Genomic DNA, 15,847 nt, shown 5'->3' with positions numbered 1-15,847 from the left:
GCCACGCGCCCACCCATGCCTGTCACACAGTGTGCCAAAGTGTGCCACATTCGCCATCCCCGCCCCTCCCCTGCCCTGCCGTCCAAGTGCGCCTAAAAATTATTACCAGCTCTACAACATAGATTAATAAAACTGGAACACCCGCTGGCCTGCGTATTGCTAGTTACCTGCTCATACTTTTATGAGCAAAATCCTCGGCATCGATCTTGGCACAACGAACTCTTGCATGGCCGTAATGGAAGGCGGCGAGCCCGTCGTCATCCCTAATGCGGAAGGCGCACGCACCACGCCCTCCATCGTTGCCTTCACCAAAACCGGCGAACGCCTCGTAGGCCAAGCCGCCAAACGGCAAGCCGTCACCAACCCGCAGAACACCATCTTCTCGGCCAAACGCCTCATCGGACGCAAATTCTCCGAAATCGCCAAAGAAGCCAAAAACCTCCCCTTCAAAGTCGTCGAAGGCAAAAACGGTGACGCCTACATCGAAGCCAAAGTCGGCGATAAAGTAGAACAATTCGCCCCGCAACAAATCTCCGCCTTCGTCCTCGGCAAACTCAAGGCCGACGCCGAAGCCTACCTCGGCGAAAAAATCACCCAAGCCGTCATCACCGTCCCCGCCTACTTCAACGATGCCCAGCGTCAGGCCACCAAGGACGCCGGCCAGATTGCCGGCCTCGAAGTCAAACGCATCATCAACGAACCCACCGCGGCCTCCCTCGCCTACGGACTCGACAAAAAGAAAGACGAAAAAATCGCCGTCTTCGACCTCGGCGGCGGCACCTTTGACGTCTCCGTCCTCGAAATCGGCGACGGCGTTTTTGAAGTCAAAGCCACCAATGGTGACACCCAGCTCGGCGGCGACAACTGGGACGAACAACTCATCAACTGGCTCGTCGAAACCTTCCAAAAAGAAAACGGCATCAACCTCCGCAACGACCCCATGGCGCTCCAGCGCCTCAAGGAAGAAGCCGAAAAAGCCAAAATCGCCCTCTCTTCCACGCAGAGCTACGACATCAACCTTCCCTTCATCACCGCTGATGCCTCCGGCCCGAAGCACCTCAACATCAGCCTCAGCCGCGCCAAGATGGAGCAAATCTGCGACTCCCTCTTCGAACGCTGCTTCGCCCCCTTCAAAAACTGCGTCCGCGACGCCGGCCTCTCCACCGACAAAATCGATGAACTCGTTCTCGTTGGCGGCATGACCCGCATGCCCAAAGTCGTTGACATTGCCCGCCAACTCGCCGGCAAGACCCCCCACCAAGGCGTCAACCCCGACGAAGTCGTTGCCATCGGCGCAGCCGTCCAAGGCGGCGTCCTCAAAGGCGACGTGCGCGACGTCCTCCTCCTCGACGTCACCCCCCTCACCCTCGCCATCGAAACCATGGGCGGTGTTGCCACCCCCATGATCGCTCGCAACACCACCATCCCGCACAAAAAGACCGAGCGTTTTTCCACCGCCGCCGACAATCAACCTTCCGTTGAAATCGTCATCACCCAAGGCGAGCGCCCCATGTCGCGCGACAACAAGGTGCTCGGCACCTTCAAACTCGACGGCATCCCGCCCGCCCCCCGCGGCACTCCGCAGATCGAAGTCACCTTTGACATCGACGCCAACGGCATCCTCCACGTCACCGCCAAGGACACCGGCACGGGCAAGGAACAAAAAATCACCATCCAAGGCTCCTCCGGTCTCTCCAAGGACGAAGTCGAGCGCATGACCAAGGAAGCCGAGTCGCACGCCGCCGAGGACAAGGCTCGCGCCGAGACCGTCAAAAACCGCAACGAACTCGACGGCGCAGTCTTCTCGCTTGAAAAAGCCGTCAAGGAAGGCGGCGACAAACTCCCCGCCGAAGTGAAGACCAAAGTCGAAGGCGGGCTCGCTGACGCCAAGAAAGCCCTTGAGTCGAACGACGACGCGCAAATCAAGAGCGCTTTGGAAAACCTCCAAAAGATCGGAGCCGAATTCTACGCCCAAGCCAACGCCGCCGCGCAAGCCGCCGGTGGTGCGGGTGCGCCCGGCGGATTCCCGGGCGGATTCCCCGGAGCCGACGGCAACGCCAGCGGCAACGACGCCCCCCCCCCCCCCCCCGGCAAAACCGAGAAAAAAGCCGACGTTGTCGATGCCGACTTCGAAGTCGTGGACGACAAAAAAGACGGCAAAAAATAAGCTGCAAAAACCTTTCGCCGGCCGCCCGCTTGGAGTCACATCCCGTCGAGTGGCTGGTGTCGTTGAAAAACGAATACACCAACACACAAACTCCGTTAGAGTAATCCAAAACAAAAACCAACATGGCCAAAGTCAAAATCAAGCCCATCGGTGATCGCGTCCTCGTGAAGCACATCGAAGAGAAAGAACAAGTCCGCGGTGGCATTATCATCCCGGATTCCGCCAAGGAAAAACCGCAGGAAGCCGAAGTCATCGCCATCGGCACCGGCAAGAAAGACGAGAACGGCAAAGCCGTGGCCTTCGAAGTGAAGGTCGGCGACAAAGTTCTCATCAGCAAATACGGCGGCACCGAAGTGAAGATCGAAAACGAGAAATTCACCATCGTCCGCGAAGACGACATCCTCGGCGTCATCGCCTGATGTTCGTAACAGGAAAACAACTACCAACGAAACACCAACGTTTCATAACTCTTAATTCCTAAATCCTAATTCCAATCACATGGCCGCCAAACAACTCATCTTCGAAGAAGCCGCCCGTCAGAAAATCCTCCGCGGTGTCGAAATCCTCGCCCGCGCCGTTAAAGTCACCCTTGGTCCCAAGGGTCGCAACGTCGTCCTCGACAAGAAATTCGGCTCCCCGACCGTCACCAAGGACGGCGTGACCGTCGCCAAGGAAGTCGAACTTCCCGATGCCTACGAAAACATCGGAGCCCAACTCGTGAAGGAAGTCGCTTCCAAGACCAACGACTCCGCCGGCGACGGTACCACCACCGCCACCGTTCTGGCCGAAGCCGTTTACAAGGAAGGCCTCAAGCACGTCACCGCCGGCGCCAACCCGATCTATCTCAAGCGCGGCATCGACAAGGCCGTTGAGGCCGCCGTCGCCGACCTCGCCAAGGCCTCCAAGAAGGTCAACAACCGCGAAGAAATCCGTCAGGTTGCCACCGTTTCCGCCAACTGGGACACCACCATCGGCGAAATCATCGCCGACGCCATGGACAAGGTCGGCAAGGACGGCACCATCACCGTCGAAGAAGCCAAGTCCATCGAAACCACCCTCGACGTCGTCGAAGGCATGCAGTTCGACAAAGGCTATCTCTCGCCCTACTTCGCCACCAACCAGGAGAGCCTCGAAGCCGTCCTCGAAGACGCCTACGTCCTCATCCACGAGAAGAAGATCAGCTCGCTCAACGAACTGCTCCCCCTCCTCCAAGCCGTTTCCAAGACCGGCAAGCCCCTCCTCATCATCGCCGAAGACGTCGAAGGTGAAGCCCTCGCCGCCCTCGTGGTGAACAAGATCCGCGGCGTCCTCAACGTGTGCGCCGTCAAGGCCCCCGGCTTTGGCGACCGCCGCAAGGCCATGCTCGAAGACATCGCCGTCCTCACCGGTGGCAAACTCCTCACCGAAGACCTCGGCATCAAGCTTGAGAACGTCACTGTTGCCGATCTCGGCAAGGTCAAGCGCGTCGTCATCGACAAGGAAAACACCACCATTGTTGAAGGCTCCGGCAAGTCGTCCGACATTCAGGGCCGCGTGAAGCAAATCCGCCGCCAGATCGACGAAACCACCAGCGACTACGACCGCGAGAAGCTCCAAGAGCGCCTTGCCAAGCTCGCTGGCGGCGTGGCCGTCATCAACGTCGGTGCCGCCACCGAGTCCGAGATGAAGGAAAAGAAGCAGCGCGTCGAAGACGCCCTCCACGCGACCCGCGCGGCCGTCGAGGAAGGCATCGTCTCCGGCGGTGGTGTCGCCCTCCTGCGCACTGCCAAGGCCATCGACGCCGCCATCGCCACCCTCGAAGGTGACGAGAAACTCGGCGCCAGCATCATCCGCCGCGCTGTTGAGGCTCCCCTCAAGCAGCTCGTTGCCAACGCTGGCATCGAAGGCGCGGTCGTTGTGCAGCAAGTGCTCTCCAGCAAGGGCGCCAACGGTTACAACGTTGCCACCGGCCAGTACGAAGACCTCGTCAAGGCAGGTGTGGTTGACCCGACCAAGGTCACCCGCATTGCCCTCCAGAACGCCGCGTCCATCGCAGGTCTCCTCCTCACCACCGAAGCCATCATCACCGATGCTCCGGAGGACAAGAAGGCCCCCGCAGCCCCCGCTCCCGGCGGCGGCATGGACTACTAAAGCACCTTCTCTAAAACGGTAGCTCACACCTTAACGGTAGGGAGGCCTCTCCGAGGCCTCCGCCTCCCGCCCTCCCGCCTCCGAAGCCACGCTCCAATCACCTATGAATTTCGCATCTTCAGGCCACGCACCGCGGAGGTCTCGGAGAGACCTCCCTACCAGTTAGGCAATAGCTACAGATTTTTTGACCAAGCCGACGCTCCCCAAAAGAGCGTCGGCTTTTTTCGTATTCATTCGCGCCCATTAGCGGACATTCGCGGTTGGTCTTAAAGATCGGGATTGAGTCGGGCCGGAGGGGGGGGGGGGGGGAGCAATCCACCGAAAACGTCGCAGCACCAAAACGTTTGTCTCTTTGGTATCAGGATGTGAGAAAATAAATCCATGCCGACCCAAACCTTTAACAAACCCGCTCCCAAAAATTACAAAAACACGAAAATAATCGGTTTTTGCACAACGACCCTCTGCTTACTTTTCGCCGCGATTCTGCTGATGAGCATGACTCCCTCACGCGCAGCCGAAAATCGCTTCGAATCGACAATCAAAAAATTCGAAAGGCAGGACAAAACACGACCCCTCACGAAAAACCTCATCCTGTTTACTGGCAGTTCCTCCATCAAACTCTGGCAAACGCTGGAGGAGGATTTTGCTGGCTACAATGTTCTCAACCGAGGATTTGGCGGCTCGGAATTCAGCGACCTCCTTTATTTTTTCGATCGCATCATCACCCCTTACCACCCCGACGTCATCGTGATCTATGCGGGAAGCCACGACCTCCATCGGAAAAACGGCGGTCCCGGAGAAGTCTTGAATAAACTCAAAACCTTTCAGGAACGCGTTCGTAGTGAACTTCCGAATACGAAGATTTTTTATATTTCGATGAAGCCGAGCATCAAGAAATGGAAGACGATCGAACTCGACCAAGAGGCCAACCGTCTGATCAAAGCTTGGGCCACCGAAACGCCGAATGTGGAGTTCATCGACATTTGGACTCCGATGGTGGCGGAAAGCTCACCCCCGCCGGAAAAGTATTTTGTGGCCGACCTCAACCACCTCAGTCGTGAAGGTTATCAGCTGTGGGCATCAGTTATCCGCGCTCATCTGGAAAAACACGTTCCTAAAAAGTAAAATTCAGATCAGGCCCCGCACGCGTCCCCCCTCCCCCCCCCTGCTTGTGTTGCATCGCTGCCAGAGCACACCGTCGTTCTGCCGCGTTTTCAAATAGCGCACAGAGCAAACGCCAAGCGAGGGGCGGCAGTCGAATGGTTGAGACCACTTCTTTCGTCCCTCTCACATGAGGATTGCGCACTGCGGCGGGGGGGGGGGGGAGGAAAGAAAAAAACGATATCAACTCTTTTTGAAGATCGTGCGCGGGGCGGCATCAAGTTGGCCGCGGGTCACACCGAGTTGGTTGATGAGGCGCAATTCGCGCCAAAGTTCGTCACCGGTAATTTCACCGCGCAAGAGCTGACGGTAACGGGCGAGCGTGCGCGTGATTTCGTCAGCGGACTCGTTCATGAACTCGATACGAAAATGACGCGCGCCGAGGTCCATCATGCGGCGGGCAAACTCGGCCCCGGTCTGGGCCCGGTTGTTGTAAACAGTGTTGCGACATCCGGCGTCGGCACGCAGCGGGAACTCGGCGCCCACGCGGTCGCGCAGGTGGACACGGTGTTTTTCGCAGGGACGCCCGCAGTCGCGGTAATCGCGCCCGCTGGTGAGGAAGGCGCAAAAGACGCAATGCTCCATGTGAAACATGGGCATGTGCTGGTGCAGCGTGATGTCAAACCAGGCGCCAGGCGCGGCGGCGAGGAGGGCTTCGAGTTGCTGGACGTTGAGATCGTAACTGGCGGTGACGCGCTCCAAGTTGTAGTCGGTAATCAGATACTCGGCAGTGAGCGGGTTGGCGACGTTGAGCGAAAAATCGCCGCGTTTGCGGTCGGCGGCGAAAAAACGCAGGTGCTCATGATTGCGCACGAGGTAGCCGTCGGCCTCGCTGGAGCGCACTTGTTTGAGTATCCATTCCTCACCGGGTTTGTGAATGCGGGGAGGCGCAACCCAGATTTCGATTCCCGATTGCGCGCTCCGCACTCGCTGGACGGCGTCGCGGTAATATTTGGGATTCTCGAACTCGCAATAGATGGTACGCACGCCTTCACAGCGGAGCACGGTATCCAGTTGTCCGATACTTCGAACGACGGGAATGATCTCGGGAGCGGCGACTTTTTCCGCCGTCCCGGCTGGCGGCGATTCGGTTGAAAAAACCGCCATTCCGTCGCAAGCGTCCGCGAGCAGCGTCCAGCGCTTGGGCGCGGCGCGGAGAGCGTCGAGTTGCGCGATGGCGTCGCGGCGCAGGCGGTTGAGTTCGCTGACAGGGAGGATGACGGCTCCTTCGAGTTGCACGTCGAGCGCGTCGAGACGGAAAGGCGTGCCGCCGAGGCGTCCGAGTTGATCGCGGAGGCGGACGGCGTCGAAGGGTTGTTTGTCGGCGGGGTTGAGCGGGATTTGCGAGGCGATCTGCACGACGTGGCCCTCGCCGTCATTGACGATCAATGTGAGAGGCTGCCCGGCGCGTCCATGCACTTCCATCGAGATGGGCCGTTGGAAACGGATTTTGTCTCCTTGGAAAGTGGTGCGAAGTTCGCGGTCGAGCGCGGGGTCATTGGTCTTCCACACGCGATGTCCGGGCCTCACGCGGCGAAAATCGATGTCGTCGCGTCCAAAGCGCAGGAGCGTGCCGCCGCCGGCGCGTTGTGGTTCGACTTGATAAACACGACCGCCTTCCTCGCCTGCCTCGGGCGTGCCCGCGTCGAACACTACGCCATCACCCGGCTTGAGCGGGGCGGCCAGATTAACCAGTGCTCCATCCGGCGCGGCGAGGCGCTGGACTTCGCCCAAAAACACACCGCGCTTGGTGCCGAAGCGACCGTGGGCCAGTTCCTGATTATGGATACCGCGAAACCAACCGGTGTAGAGCCCGCGGGAAAACGCCATCTGCAACTCGTAACGGGCTCGCATCTCGTCGAGGTCCTCATGCGCGATGGCTGGCGAAGCAGCGCCCGCCAGTTGCGCGCCTTCGCCCAGCACCTTGTCCAGCGCCTGCCGGTACACGCGGGTGATGCTGGCCACGTATTCGGGACTCTTGAGGCGACCCTCGATCTTGAGCGACGCAACGCCGGCCCGCACAAGTTCGGGAAGCACATCGAGACCGGAGAGGTCTTGCGGACTGAGCAGGTATTTACGGTCGCCGAGATCGACCTTTTCACCGTCGGAAAACAACTCGTAAGGCAACCGACAAGCCTGCGCGCACTCCCCGCGGTTGGCCGAACGCCCGCCGAGCGATTCGCTCGTGAGACACTGCCCTGAATACGCCACGCACAACGCGCCGTGCACGAACACCTCCAGCGGGAGCGGACTCCCCTGCCCCGCCGCCTCCGTCGCGCGCTGCGCGGCCTGAATCTGCTCGATCTCCTTGAGCGAATTTTCCCGCGCCAGCACCACGAGACTCGCACCGAGCCGGCGGACAAACTCCACGCCTGCATCGTTCGTCACGGTCATTTGCGTAGAGGCATGGATCGGAAAATCCGGCGAGAGCCGGCGGATGAGCCGGCACGCACCCACGTCCTGCACGATGGCGGCATCGACACCGGCGGCAATGATGGTGCGCAGGTAATCGACGGCATCGGCGAGTTCGTGCGTAAAAACCAACGTATTGAACGTCACGTATCCGCGCACGCCGCGCCGGTGCAGAAATTCCATCAACGCGGGCAAGTCGGCTTGCGTGAAATTTTTTGCACGCATTCGCGCATTAAATCGCTCAAGACCGAAATAAATGGCGTCCGCCCCGTTCTCGACCGCCGCGCGCGCGCACTCCCAGTCGCCGGCGGGCGCCAGCAATTCCGGACGACGAAGCCCTCCCGCGATGGTGGCGGATTCACCAGTTGGTTCGGCGGCGGGCTCGCCAGCGGCGGATGGCGTTGCGATGGTTGCAGGCGGCATGCGTGAAGCCGCCACCATGCGCGCCCCCCGGCACGGCGCAAGCCTCCGACCTCCGAAATACAGGTCCCTGAAATGACGCTTGCGCTCCCCTGCCCCGTCCCTCTCCCTCGCGCCTTTATACTACATGAAGTTAACAGACCTTAATCGCCAGGGCGGCATTGGTGCCAATTGCACGCTGCTTCAAATCGGCGACATCAATCTCGTCATCGACAGTGGACTGCACCCCAAGATCGCCGGCCGCCAGGCCGTGCCCGACTTTGCGAAGTTGCGCAACCTTGAGATCGACCTGATCCTCGTCACCCACTGCCACCTCGATCACATCGGCAGCCTGCCCGTGCTCATGCGCGAACACCCGCGCCCCCCCGTCATGATGAGCACCGCCAGCCAGATGCTCGTCGAACGCATGCTGCACAACTCGGCCAACGTGATGAAGCGCCAGAAAGAGGAGGACAACATCCCCGAGTATCCACTTTTCACACACGAGGATATCGACCGCCTCGCCCCGCGCTTCACCGGCATCCCGTTCGGACATCCGAAAAAATTCCGTCCGCACAAGGACGAGATTGAGATCACCCTCCACCACGCCGGCCACGTCGCCGGGGCCGCCGGCATCGAAATCCGCCACAAACACCGCCACATCTTCATCACGGGCGACGTGCTCTTTGACGACCAGCGCACGCTCAAAGGCGCGCACTTCCCGGCGGGCCACTTCGACACTGTCATCATGGAGACCACGCGCGGCAGCACCGAGCGCGCCCCCGGCAAAGAGCGCGTTCACGAAGTCGCCCGGCTCGTGGATTGCATCAACGACACGATCCAGCGCGGCGGCTCGTTCCTCATTCCCGCCTTCGCGCTCGGACGCATGCAGGAGATCCTCTCCATCCTGTGCGACGCACGGAAGTTCGGCCGCCTCGTCGAGTGCCCCATCTTCGCCTCCGGCCTCGGCCTGGACCTTGCGGACTACTTCGACCAGATCACGCGCAAGACCAAGGCGCTCAACTTCAACCGCTCCGTCCTCAAGGACCTCAAACTCAAGCCCGCCCCCCGCAACCTCAAGCCCGGCGAAGACCCGCAGCAAAAGGCCATCTACGTGCTCGGCTCCGGCATGCTCGTGGAGAACACCCCCAGCTACACGCTCGCCTCCGGCATGGTCGGCCATGCGCGCAACACCGTGGCTTTTGTGGGATTTTGCGACCCCGACACGCCCGGCGGCCAGTTGCTCAAGAGCGCGCCCGGCGATTCATTCCTCTTCAAAACCGCGCACGTGAAGGCCAAAATCAAGGCGCGTATCGAAAGATTCGAGCTCAGCGGCCACGCCGACCGTGATGAGTTGTTGCAGTTCGCCGTGCAAACCAGTGCCCGCAGTCTCGTGCTCACCCACGGAGACCCGGAAGCCCGCGCATGGTTCAAGCAACAACTCGCCGAGAAACTGCCTAAAACCAAGGTTCTCGATCCCGTCCCCGGCCAAGAATACCAAGTGTAGAAAAAAAAGTGGCCAGGCAATCCACGGCACTAGGAGAACATCACTACCGTTGCTACCTTCCGGTCCTGGCGGGATTCGCGTGTCTGCCCATGCATGGCACCTGGCCACCGCGGACACTGGGAGGCATCAATCCCTGATCAACCTAAATTTTCGTGTCCGCCGCATTTCGGGTACAATTCAAAGTGACGTCAGCGGACAGTGGGACAGTGCTATTGGCGGAGGGCGGGTGCCGACGAGGCTCGCGTCAGCGAGCCTCGCCCATCCGGAAGGCGCGGCTGCGCCGCGTCTGGCGGGTCAGGAGACCCGCCCTCCCCTCCAAACATTACTTCTTCGCTTCGATGCGGATCGTCTTGATCTCGACGCGGCCCGTCGGAGTGCTGCGCTCCGGTCCGCTCGTCGGCACCGAGGCAATCGATTCCAGCACATCGTCGCCCGCGATCAATTCGCCAAAGGCCGTGTACTGACGGTCCAGAAACTTGGCATCGCCGTGGCAGATGAAAAACTGGCTTCCCGCCGAGTCCGGATGCTGGCTGCGCGCCATCGAGATCACGCCGCGCACATGCGACTTGGTGTTGAACTCGGCCTTGATCTTGTAGCCAGGGTCCCCCGTGCCGGGCATCCCACGCGCGCCAGCCTTGGTGTTGGGACAACCGCCCTGGATCATGAAGCCCTTGATGATACGGTGAAACGCCGTGCCATCATAAAAACCCTCGCGGGCCAGTTTCTTGAAGTTCTCGACCGTTTTCGGGGCCACATCGGGCCAGAAAACGATGGTGATATCGCCGGAGGAAGTGGAAATCACGGCGACCTCTTGTTCGGTGGTATTGCTCATGGTGAAACCGAGCAAAGAGGCGCGCCCCCGCCTCCGCCGCAAGCCAAACCCACATCCTGTCGAAGAAAGTTGAAATCAGCGCCAAACCCAAGAATCTCGTCTCCCAATGCCCGGCCACGCATTCGCATACACATACTTTTTCGCCCAAGCCATGCCGCCCTACGGGTCTTTCGCGATCGTGCTCCTGCTGGGCGCCGCCGCCGGCTTCATCGTCGTCTGGGCCTTTCTCCGCCAGACGCGCCGCATGGCCGAGGAGCAGGCCCAGGAGCTCATCGACGTGGCCCGCCGCGAAGGCTCTGTAGCGGCCAATGAACTACGCCAGAAAGCCGAGGAGGAAATCTCCGCCAAACGCGCCGAACTCAACCGCGAGCTCGACCGCCGCGACATCGAAGCCGACATCAAACTCCGCGAAATCCGCTCCCACGAAGAATCCCTCGCCCTCCTCGACCACCAACTCGAACAACGCGCCGAACGCCTCTCCCGCGAAAACGCCGCCATCCAGCAGGCGCGCGACTCCATCCGCAGCCTCTCCAAATCCATCCGCAAACGCCTCGAAGGCATGTCGCAGATGGACGCCGAGGAAATCAAGCAAGCCCTCCGCGACGAAGTCATGCTCGAATGCCAGGACGAACTCCGCGCCATGCGCCGCGAGTTCATGGACCGCTCCGAACGCGACCTCGAAAACGAAGCCCGCCGCATCCTTGTCACCGCCATGCAGCGGCTCTCCTCCCGCCCCAACGCCGACCTCACCGCCACCATTGTCCAACTCCCCTCCGAGGACATGAAAGGCCGCATCATCGGACGCGAAGGCCGCAACATCAAATCCTTCGAAGCCACCACCGGCGTCACCCTCCTCATCGACGAGACCCCGCAGATGGTGCTCATTTCCTCCTTCGATCCCGTGCGCCGCGAAGTCGCCCGCCTCACCCTTGAAAACCTCATCAAGGACGGACGCATCCACCCCGCCACCATCGAGGAATTTTACCAACGCGCCCGCGAGGAAGTGGACGTCAACGTGCAGCAAGCCGGCGAGGACGCCGTGCAACGCCTCGGTGTCAACGGACTGCGCCCCGAAATCATCACCCTGCTCGGCAAACTCAAATACCGTTTCTCCTACAACCAAAACGTCCTCGAGCACTCCATCGAAGTCGGCTTCCTCTGTTCCATGCTCGCCAGCGAGCTCAGGCTCGACCCCAACGTCGCCAAACGCGCCGGCCTCCTGCATGACATCGGCAAGGCCATTGACGGCGACTACGAAGGCAGCCACGCCACCATCGGCGCCGACTTTGTGAAGCGCTACGGCGAGACCTCCATCGTCACCAACGCCGTGGCCGCCCACCACGAGGAAGTGCGTCCCGAGACGGTTTATGCCGGCCTTGTCATCCTGGCCGACACCATTTCCGCCGCCCGTCCCGGTGCCCGCGCCGAGGCCATGGCCAGCTATCTGCAACGCCTCGAACGCCTCGAAAAACTCGCCATGTCGATCGACGGCGTGCAGCAAGCCTACGCCATCCAGGCCGGCCGCGAAGTCCGTGTAGTGGTAAACCCATCACACGTGACCGACGACCAGGCACGCGACATCGCCAAAAAGCTCCGCCACCGCGTCGAAGAGGAACTCCAATACCCCAGCACGATAAAAATTACCGTCATCCGCGAAAGCCGCTTCAACGAAACCGCGACGTAACCACGCGGCGACTACCAGACCAGCATCCCCCCGTTACTTAGGAGGGCGGGTCTCCCGACCCGCCAGACGCGGCGCAGCCGCGCCCATCCGAAAAAAAACGGAATGGTGGTGCTTCGCACCGTCGGCGGGTCAGGAGACCCGCCCTCCTTAATATTTAGCTACTGCATCTTCGCAGCGGACCGGTAGGCAGGCACATCCTTGGCGGGGATGAATTTCAGCGCCGCCGAGTTCATGCAATACCGCAGGCCCGTGGGTGGCGGACCATCTGGAAAAACGTGTCCGAGATGACTGCCGCAGCGCGGACAGGTGTTCTCGGTGCGGATCATCCCGTGGCTTGTGTCGCGGGAATTGCGCACGCTGCCCTCCGCAATGGGGCGGTAAAAACTCGGCCAGCCGCAATGCGAGTCGAATTTCGTTTCCGACGAAAACAGCTCCAGCCCGCACGCCGCGCATACATAGATGCCGGCTTCGTTGTTGTTGAGATATTCACCGGTGCCGGGGCGTTCGGTACCCTTTTCGCGGAGCACATGATACTGGATTGGAGTGAGCGCAGCGCGCCATTCGGCGTCGGTTTTATGGATTTTTTCGATCATGGGCGGATTGGAAGAAGCGGGTTGAGCGGGTGGGGAAGGCGGCGGAACCGAACACACGGAACCTCGACCGCCACCGCACGCCGGCAGACTCGCCACAAGGGCAATGGCGAGGACCGGACTCAGGCGGCGGCGGGCGGTGGAGGCGGCGTTCATCGGCGGGTGACTTTGCGATTGCAACGCCCCGGTTGACTTGCGGTGCGGTGCGACTAGCACCATCGCCACCGTGAGCGAATCAGCAACAAGCAGTCTTCCTTTTTCAATGGTCCGATGGCTGGCGTCCCATGCCGGGTTTCCCGGTGCGCGCCTGCCGGAGCGGGCCGAACTCCTGCTCTGCTTCGCCACCGCCGCCGTGCTCGACGAGGCCGGGAACGGCGCGACGGGGGCATCCCATCATCACAAGATCGAGCGCCGCAACAGCGCCCTCGACGTCTCCCAACGCGCCCTCGCCCTGCGTCGTTCGCGCGTCCACTTCAAGTGCGACAACAGCGCCAAGGTGTAGGCACCAAGGAGCGGCTTGATTTCACTGCGCGCTTGCCAGCGGGGCGCAAACACGGCCCCGTTGCGCGCATGGCCAGCGCCGAACTTAAACTTTGCGGACTCCCGGCGGTAAAAGCGCGTTTTCAACGCGACGCCGCCAGCTTCCGCCGTCTATACTTCGACTACGAAACAGGTCGCAAACTCGGCATTATTTGCAAGGCCCTCGCCCTCGCCAAAAAAGTCTATCGCTGCGTTGAGCCCGCCGAACTCGCCAAGATCGCCGGCACCCTGCACCACGGCGGCGTCGTTGCCGTGGTGGACGAGCCCGCGCTCCGCGCCCCGCTGCCGCGCGAGATGCGGGCGTGGGCGAAGGCGGGCACGCCGCTGCTGCTGCTCGATCGCATCGGCAACGCGCACAACGTCGGGGCCATCGCGCGCACCGCGGCGTTTTTCGGTGTCGCGCACATCATCATCCCGGCTCACGCGTCTGCCGCGTTGCCGGGCGAATCCGCGCATCGCATCGCCGAGGGCGGACTCGAACACCTCACGCTCTGGCGTGTGCCGACGCTGGCCCGGTTCTGCGCCGAGTTGCGCGAGGCCGGTTACGAAGTCGTCGGAGCGGCCACCCGCGGCGGAGCGTTGACTTTGCCCGCGTTGACGGGGGGGGGGGGGGGGGGAGGGCCGCGCGCGCTTGTGCTTGGCAACGAGGAGCACGGCCTGGCTGCTGAGGTCGCCGATGCTTGCACGCGCCTTGTTACAATCCCCGGCAGCGGAAAAATCGAATCGCTCAACGTTTCCGCCGCCGCCGCGATTCTCATGTTCGCACTGCTGAAACCAGTAGTCAGTAAACAGTAGCCAGAAATCAGAGATCAGCGTCTGACTACTAATTTCTGCCCGCTGCGCTACCGCACCGGTTGCGGCAGGCGGCGTCCGAGTCCCCAGGCGATGGCGGCCAGCGCGGCGGCTAGAACGTAAAGCGTGTGGCTGTGGCCGGGCACGGCATAATAGATCACGCCCGCGAACAACGGCGTGATGGCGCGGGCGAGCGCGCCGAGCGCACGATAGATGCCGAGCACGCGGCCTTGTTCGTCCACGCTGGAATAGAGTGAGATGAGGCCGGTGGTGGACGGGTTGACAAGGCCGCTGCCGGTCGCAAGCAGGGCCGCCCCGAGGTAGAGGAAAACTGGATACGGCGCGAAGCCAGTGCAGAGCAGGCCCAGCGTGGTGAGAATAAGGCCGCCGGAGAGAATGCGCGTCTCGCTCACGCGGTTGAGCAGTTTGCGGACAATGTAGCCTTGAGTGACGATCGAGCACAGGCCCAGAAAACCCATGACCATGCCGTTCTGGCGCGCGGTGTAGCCGAAACGTTCGGAGCCGAGGAACACCAGCGACGTCTCCATTGCAACAAACGCCAGCGCGTAGATGAACGCCACAAGGTTGACGCCACGCACGGCGGGATTGGCAAGGCCGAGGATTGCGCGGATGGGATTGCGCGTGCGCGGCTCGACGGAGTGGTCACGTGCGTCGGGCGTAAGTGTCTCGTGAAACCGCGCCCCGATCCACAGCAGGTTGACCACGCTGAGTCCCAGCGCGATGAGCGCCGGCATGGTGAAAGGGTTGACGCCCCACTCCGCCAGCGACGGATGGCGGGCGAGCAGATTGAATTGGGCCGCGCCTGCGCCGACGAGCGGACCGGTGACGAGGCCGAGCCCGAACGCCGCGCCCACGATGCCCATCGCCTTGGCGCGTTCCTTGCGAGTGGTTACGTCGGCCACGGCCGCGGTGGCCACGGAGAGATTGCCGCCAAATGCGCCCCCCAGCAGACGCGCGACAAGGAACACCCAGAACGAGCCGCTCAAGGCCCACAGCAGGTAACTGCCTGCGGTGCCGGTCACGGTGAACAGGAGCACACCGCGCCGTCCGCGCCGATCGGAGAGGCCGCCCCAGAAGGGGGCGAAAACAAATTGCAGGAGCGAGAACAGCGAACTCACCACGCCGCCAAACAACACCTCCGGCAGATGGTTTTGTTGACTGCTGCCAAGACTGCCGCCGAGCACGGTGGCGGCGCTCTCAAGGTGGGTGAGCAGCCAGCCGAGGACTCCTTGCGTGCCGTCGGTGGCGAGGTAGTGGCGCATCAAGTCGGGCGCGAGGGGGAAGATGATCGAGAACCCGATGAGGTCGATGTAGAGCGTGAGAAAAATGACTCCAAGCGAGAGGCGGCGAGGTGGTGACAGGTTGGCGTTGGTGGACACGGAGGCGAAACCAGTTAGCGAGGATTGCACGCGGCGCAAGCGAGCGCGTCAGGCGATGCGAAGTGTGTCGAGGGACGGGGGGGGGGGGGGGGGAGGGGGGAAGAAAAATCTTCCAGCGCGAATATCCGGGGGTAAGTTGTCGGGCATGAAATCAGCGCTCCTTCGGAAAACGAAATCTTCACCAACTTCTGTTGCCGGTGCCAAGGGAGCCGGGAATAGGAGCCGAAGGCGGC

At 61.4% G+C, this 15,847-nt stretch carries 12 protein-coding genes and 1 other RNA gene; 8 read left to right on the top strand and 5 right to left on the bottom strand.

From position 1 onward, the window contains the following. The first annotated feature begins 181 nt into the window (after positions 1-181). The 4 genes from dnaK to OBACDRAFT_RS20865 all read left to right on the top strand — a co-directional run bounded on the left by dnaK (position 182) and on the right by OBACDRAFT_RS20865 (position 5,422). A complete protein-coding gene (gene dnaK, locus OBACDRAFT_RS20880) occupies positions 182-2,167 on the top strand; it encodes a molecular chaperone DnaK (protein WP_043588839.1) in 1,986 nt (661 codons plus the stop codon). Positions 2,168-2,289: 122 nt separating this feature from the next. Then, entirely contained in the window at positions 2,290-2,586 is a 297-nt protein-coding gene (gene groES, locus OBACDRAFT_RS20875) for a co-chaperone GroES (protein WP_007359923.1), read from the top strand. 79 nt (positions 2,587-2,665) lie between these two features. Continuing rightward, positions 2,666-4,297 carry a chaperonin GroEL gene (gene groL / locus OBACDRAFT_RS20870; protein ID WP_043588838.1) on the top strand — a complete coding sequence of 544 codons (1,632 nt, stop codon included), beginning with the start codon at positions 2,666-2,668 and terminating at the stop codon, positions 4,295-4,297. A 489-nt stretch (positions 4,298-4,786) separates the two neighbouring features. Further along, positions 4,787-5,422: a GDSL-type esterase/lipase family protein gene (locus OBACDRAFT_RS20865; RefSeq protein WP_157837231.1), complete on the top strand. Its 636-nt coding sequence runs from the start codon at positions 4,787-4,789 to the stop codon at positions 5,420-5,422. Between the two features lie 219 nt (positions 5,423-5,641). Here the strand turns inward: OBACDRAFT_RS20865 and OBACDRAFT_RS20860 are convergent, their stop codons facing one another. Continuing rightward, entirely contained in the window at positions 5,642-8,293 is a 2,652-nt protein-coding gene (locus OBACDRAFT_RS20860; RefSeq protein ID WP_081722243.1) for a U32 family peptidase, read from the bottom strand. Between the two features lie 124 nt (positions 8,294-8,417). Between OBACDRAFT_RS20860 and OBACDRAFT_RS20855 the strand changes: the two genes are divergently transcribed. Further along, positions 8,418-9,776: an MBL fold metallo-hydrolase gene (locus OBACDRAFT_RS20855; RefSeq protein WP_043588837.1), complete on the top strand. Its 1,359-nt coding sequence runs from the start codon at positions 8,418-8,420 to the stop codon at positions 9,774-9,776. Between the two features lie 7 nt (positions 9,777-9,783). Here OBACDRAFT_RS20855 and ffs read toward each other — a convergent pair. Next, positions 9,784-9,882: signal recognition particle sRNA small type (ffs, locus tag OBACDRAFT_RS27050), an RNA gene on the bottom strand. Positions 9,883-10,098: 216 nt separating this feature from the next. Further along, complete coding sequence (locus OBACDRAFT_RS20850; protein ID WP_043588858.1) at positions 10,099-10,608, bottom strand: peptidylprolyl isomerase; 510 nt, start codon at positions 10,606-10,608, stop codon at positions 10,099-10,101. 106 nt (positions 10,609-10,714) lie between these two features. Here OBACDRAFT_RS20850 and rny point away from each other — a divergent pair, with 106 nt between their 5' ends. Continuing rightward, a complete protein-coding gene (rny, locus tag OBACDRAFT_RS20845) occupies positions 10,715-12,292 on the top strand; it encodes a ribonuclease Y (RefSeq protein ID WP_081722242.1) in 1,578 nt (525 codons plus the stop codon). Between the two features lie 158 nt (positions 12,293-12,450). Here the strand turns inward: rny and msrB are convergent, their stop codons facing one another. Continuing rightward, positions 12,451-13,038, bottom strand: a complete 588-nt coding sequence (gene msrB / locus OBACDRAFT_RS20840) for a peptide-methionine (R)-S-oxide reductase MsrB (protein WP_081722241.1) — start codon at positions 13,036-13,038, stop codon at positions 12,451-12,453. A 70-nt stretch (positions 13,039-13,108) separates the two neighbouring features. On the opposite strand from msrB, the gene OBACDRAFT_RS20835 reads away from it, so the two are divergent. Continuing rightward, complete coding sequence (locus tag OBACDRAFT_RS20835; protein ID WP_043588855.1) at positions 13,109-13,384, top strand: hypothetical protein; 276 nt, start codon at positions 13,109-13,111, stop codon at positions 13,382-13,384. Beyond that, positions 13,360-14,217: a TrmH family RNA methyltransferase gene (locus tag OBACDRAFT_RS20830; protein ID WP_232767490.1), complete on the top strand. Its 858-nt coding sequence runs from the start codon at positions 13,360-13,362 to the stop codon at positions 14,215-14,217. Before OBACDRAFT_RS20835 ends, OBACDRAFT_RS20830 begins: the two co-directional genes overlap by 25 nt. A gap of 47 nt (positions 14,218-14,264) precedes the next feature. Here the strand turns inward: OBACDRAFT_RS20830 and OBACDRAFT_RS20825 are convergent, their stop codons facing one another. Further along, positions 14,265-15,614: an MFS transporter gene (locus OBACDRAFT_RS20825; RefSeq protein WP_043588836.1), complete on the bottom strand. Its 1,350-nt coding sequence runs from the start codon at positions 15,612-15,614 to the stop codon at positions 14,265-14,267. Positions 15,615-15,847 lie beyond the last annotated feature (233 nt).

Source organism: Geminisphaera colitermitum TAV2 (genome assembly GCF_000171235.2).
GTDB lineage: Bacteria > Verrucomicrobiota > Verrucomicrobiia > Opitutales > Opitutaceae > Geminisphaera > Geminisphaera colitermitum.
This window is presented reverse-complemented; position numbering and strand designations above follow the sequence as displayed.

Bases quoted from the DNA above. Each gene is read 5' to 3' on its own strand.
- dnaK (WP_043588839.1), top strand. From the start codon at position 182: ATGAGCAAAATCCTCGGCATCGATCTTGGCACAACGAACTCTTGCATG.
- rny (WP_081722242.1), top strand. From the start codon at position 10,715: ATGCCCGGCCACGCATTCGCATACACATACTTTTTCGCCCAAGCCATG.
- OBACDRAFT_RS20865 (WP_157837231.1), top strand. From the start codon at position 4,787: ATGAGCATGACTCCCTCACGCGCAGCCGAAAATCGCTTCGAATCGACA.
- msrB (WP_081722241.1), bottom strand. From the start codon at position 13,038: ATGAACGCCGCCTCCACCGCCCGCCGCCGCCTGAGTCCGGTCCTCGCC.
- groES (WP_007359923.1), top strand. From the start codon at position 2,290: ATGGCCAAAGTCAAAATCAAGCCCATCGGTGATCGCGTCCTCGTGAAG.
- OBACDRAFT_RS20860 (WP_081722243.1), bottom strand. From the start codon at position 8,293: ATGCCGCCTGCAACCATCGCAACGCCATCCGCCGCTGGCGAGCCCGCC.
- OBACDRAFT_RS20855 (WP_043588837.1), top strand. From the start codon at position 8,418: ATGAAGTTAACAGACCTTAATCGCCAGGGCGGCATTGGTGCCAATTGC.
- OBACDRAFT_RS20850 (WP_043588858.1), bottom strand. From the start codon at position 10,608: ATGAGCAATACCACCGAACAAGAGGTCGCCGTGATTTCCACTTCCTCC.
- groL (WP_043588838.1), top strand. From the start codon at position 2,666: ATGGCCGCCAAACAACTCATCTTCGAAGAAGCCGCCCGTCAGAAAATC.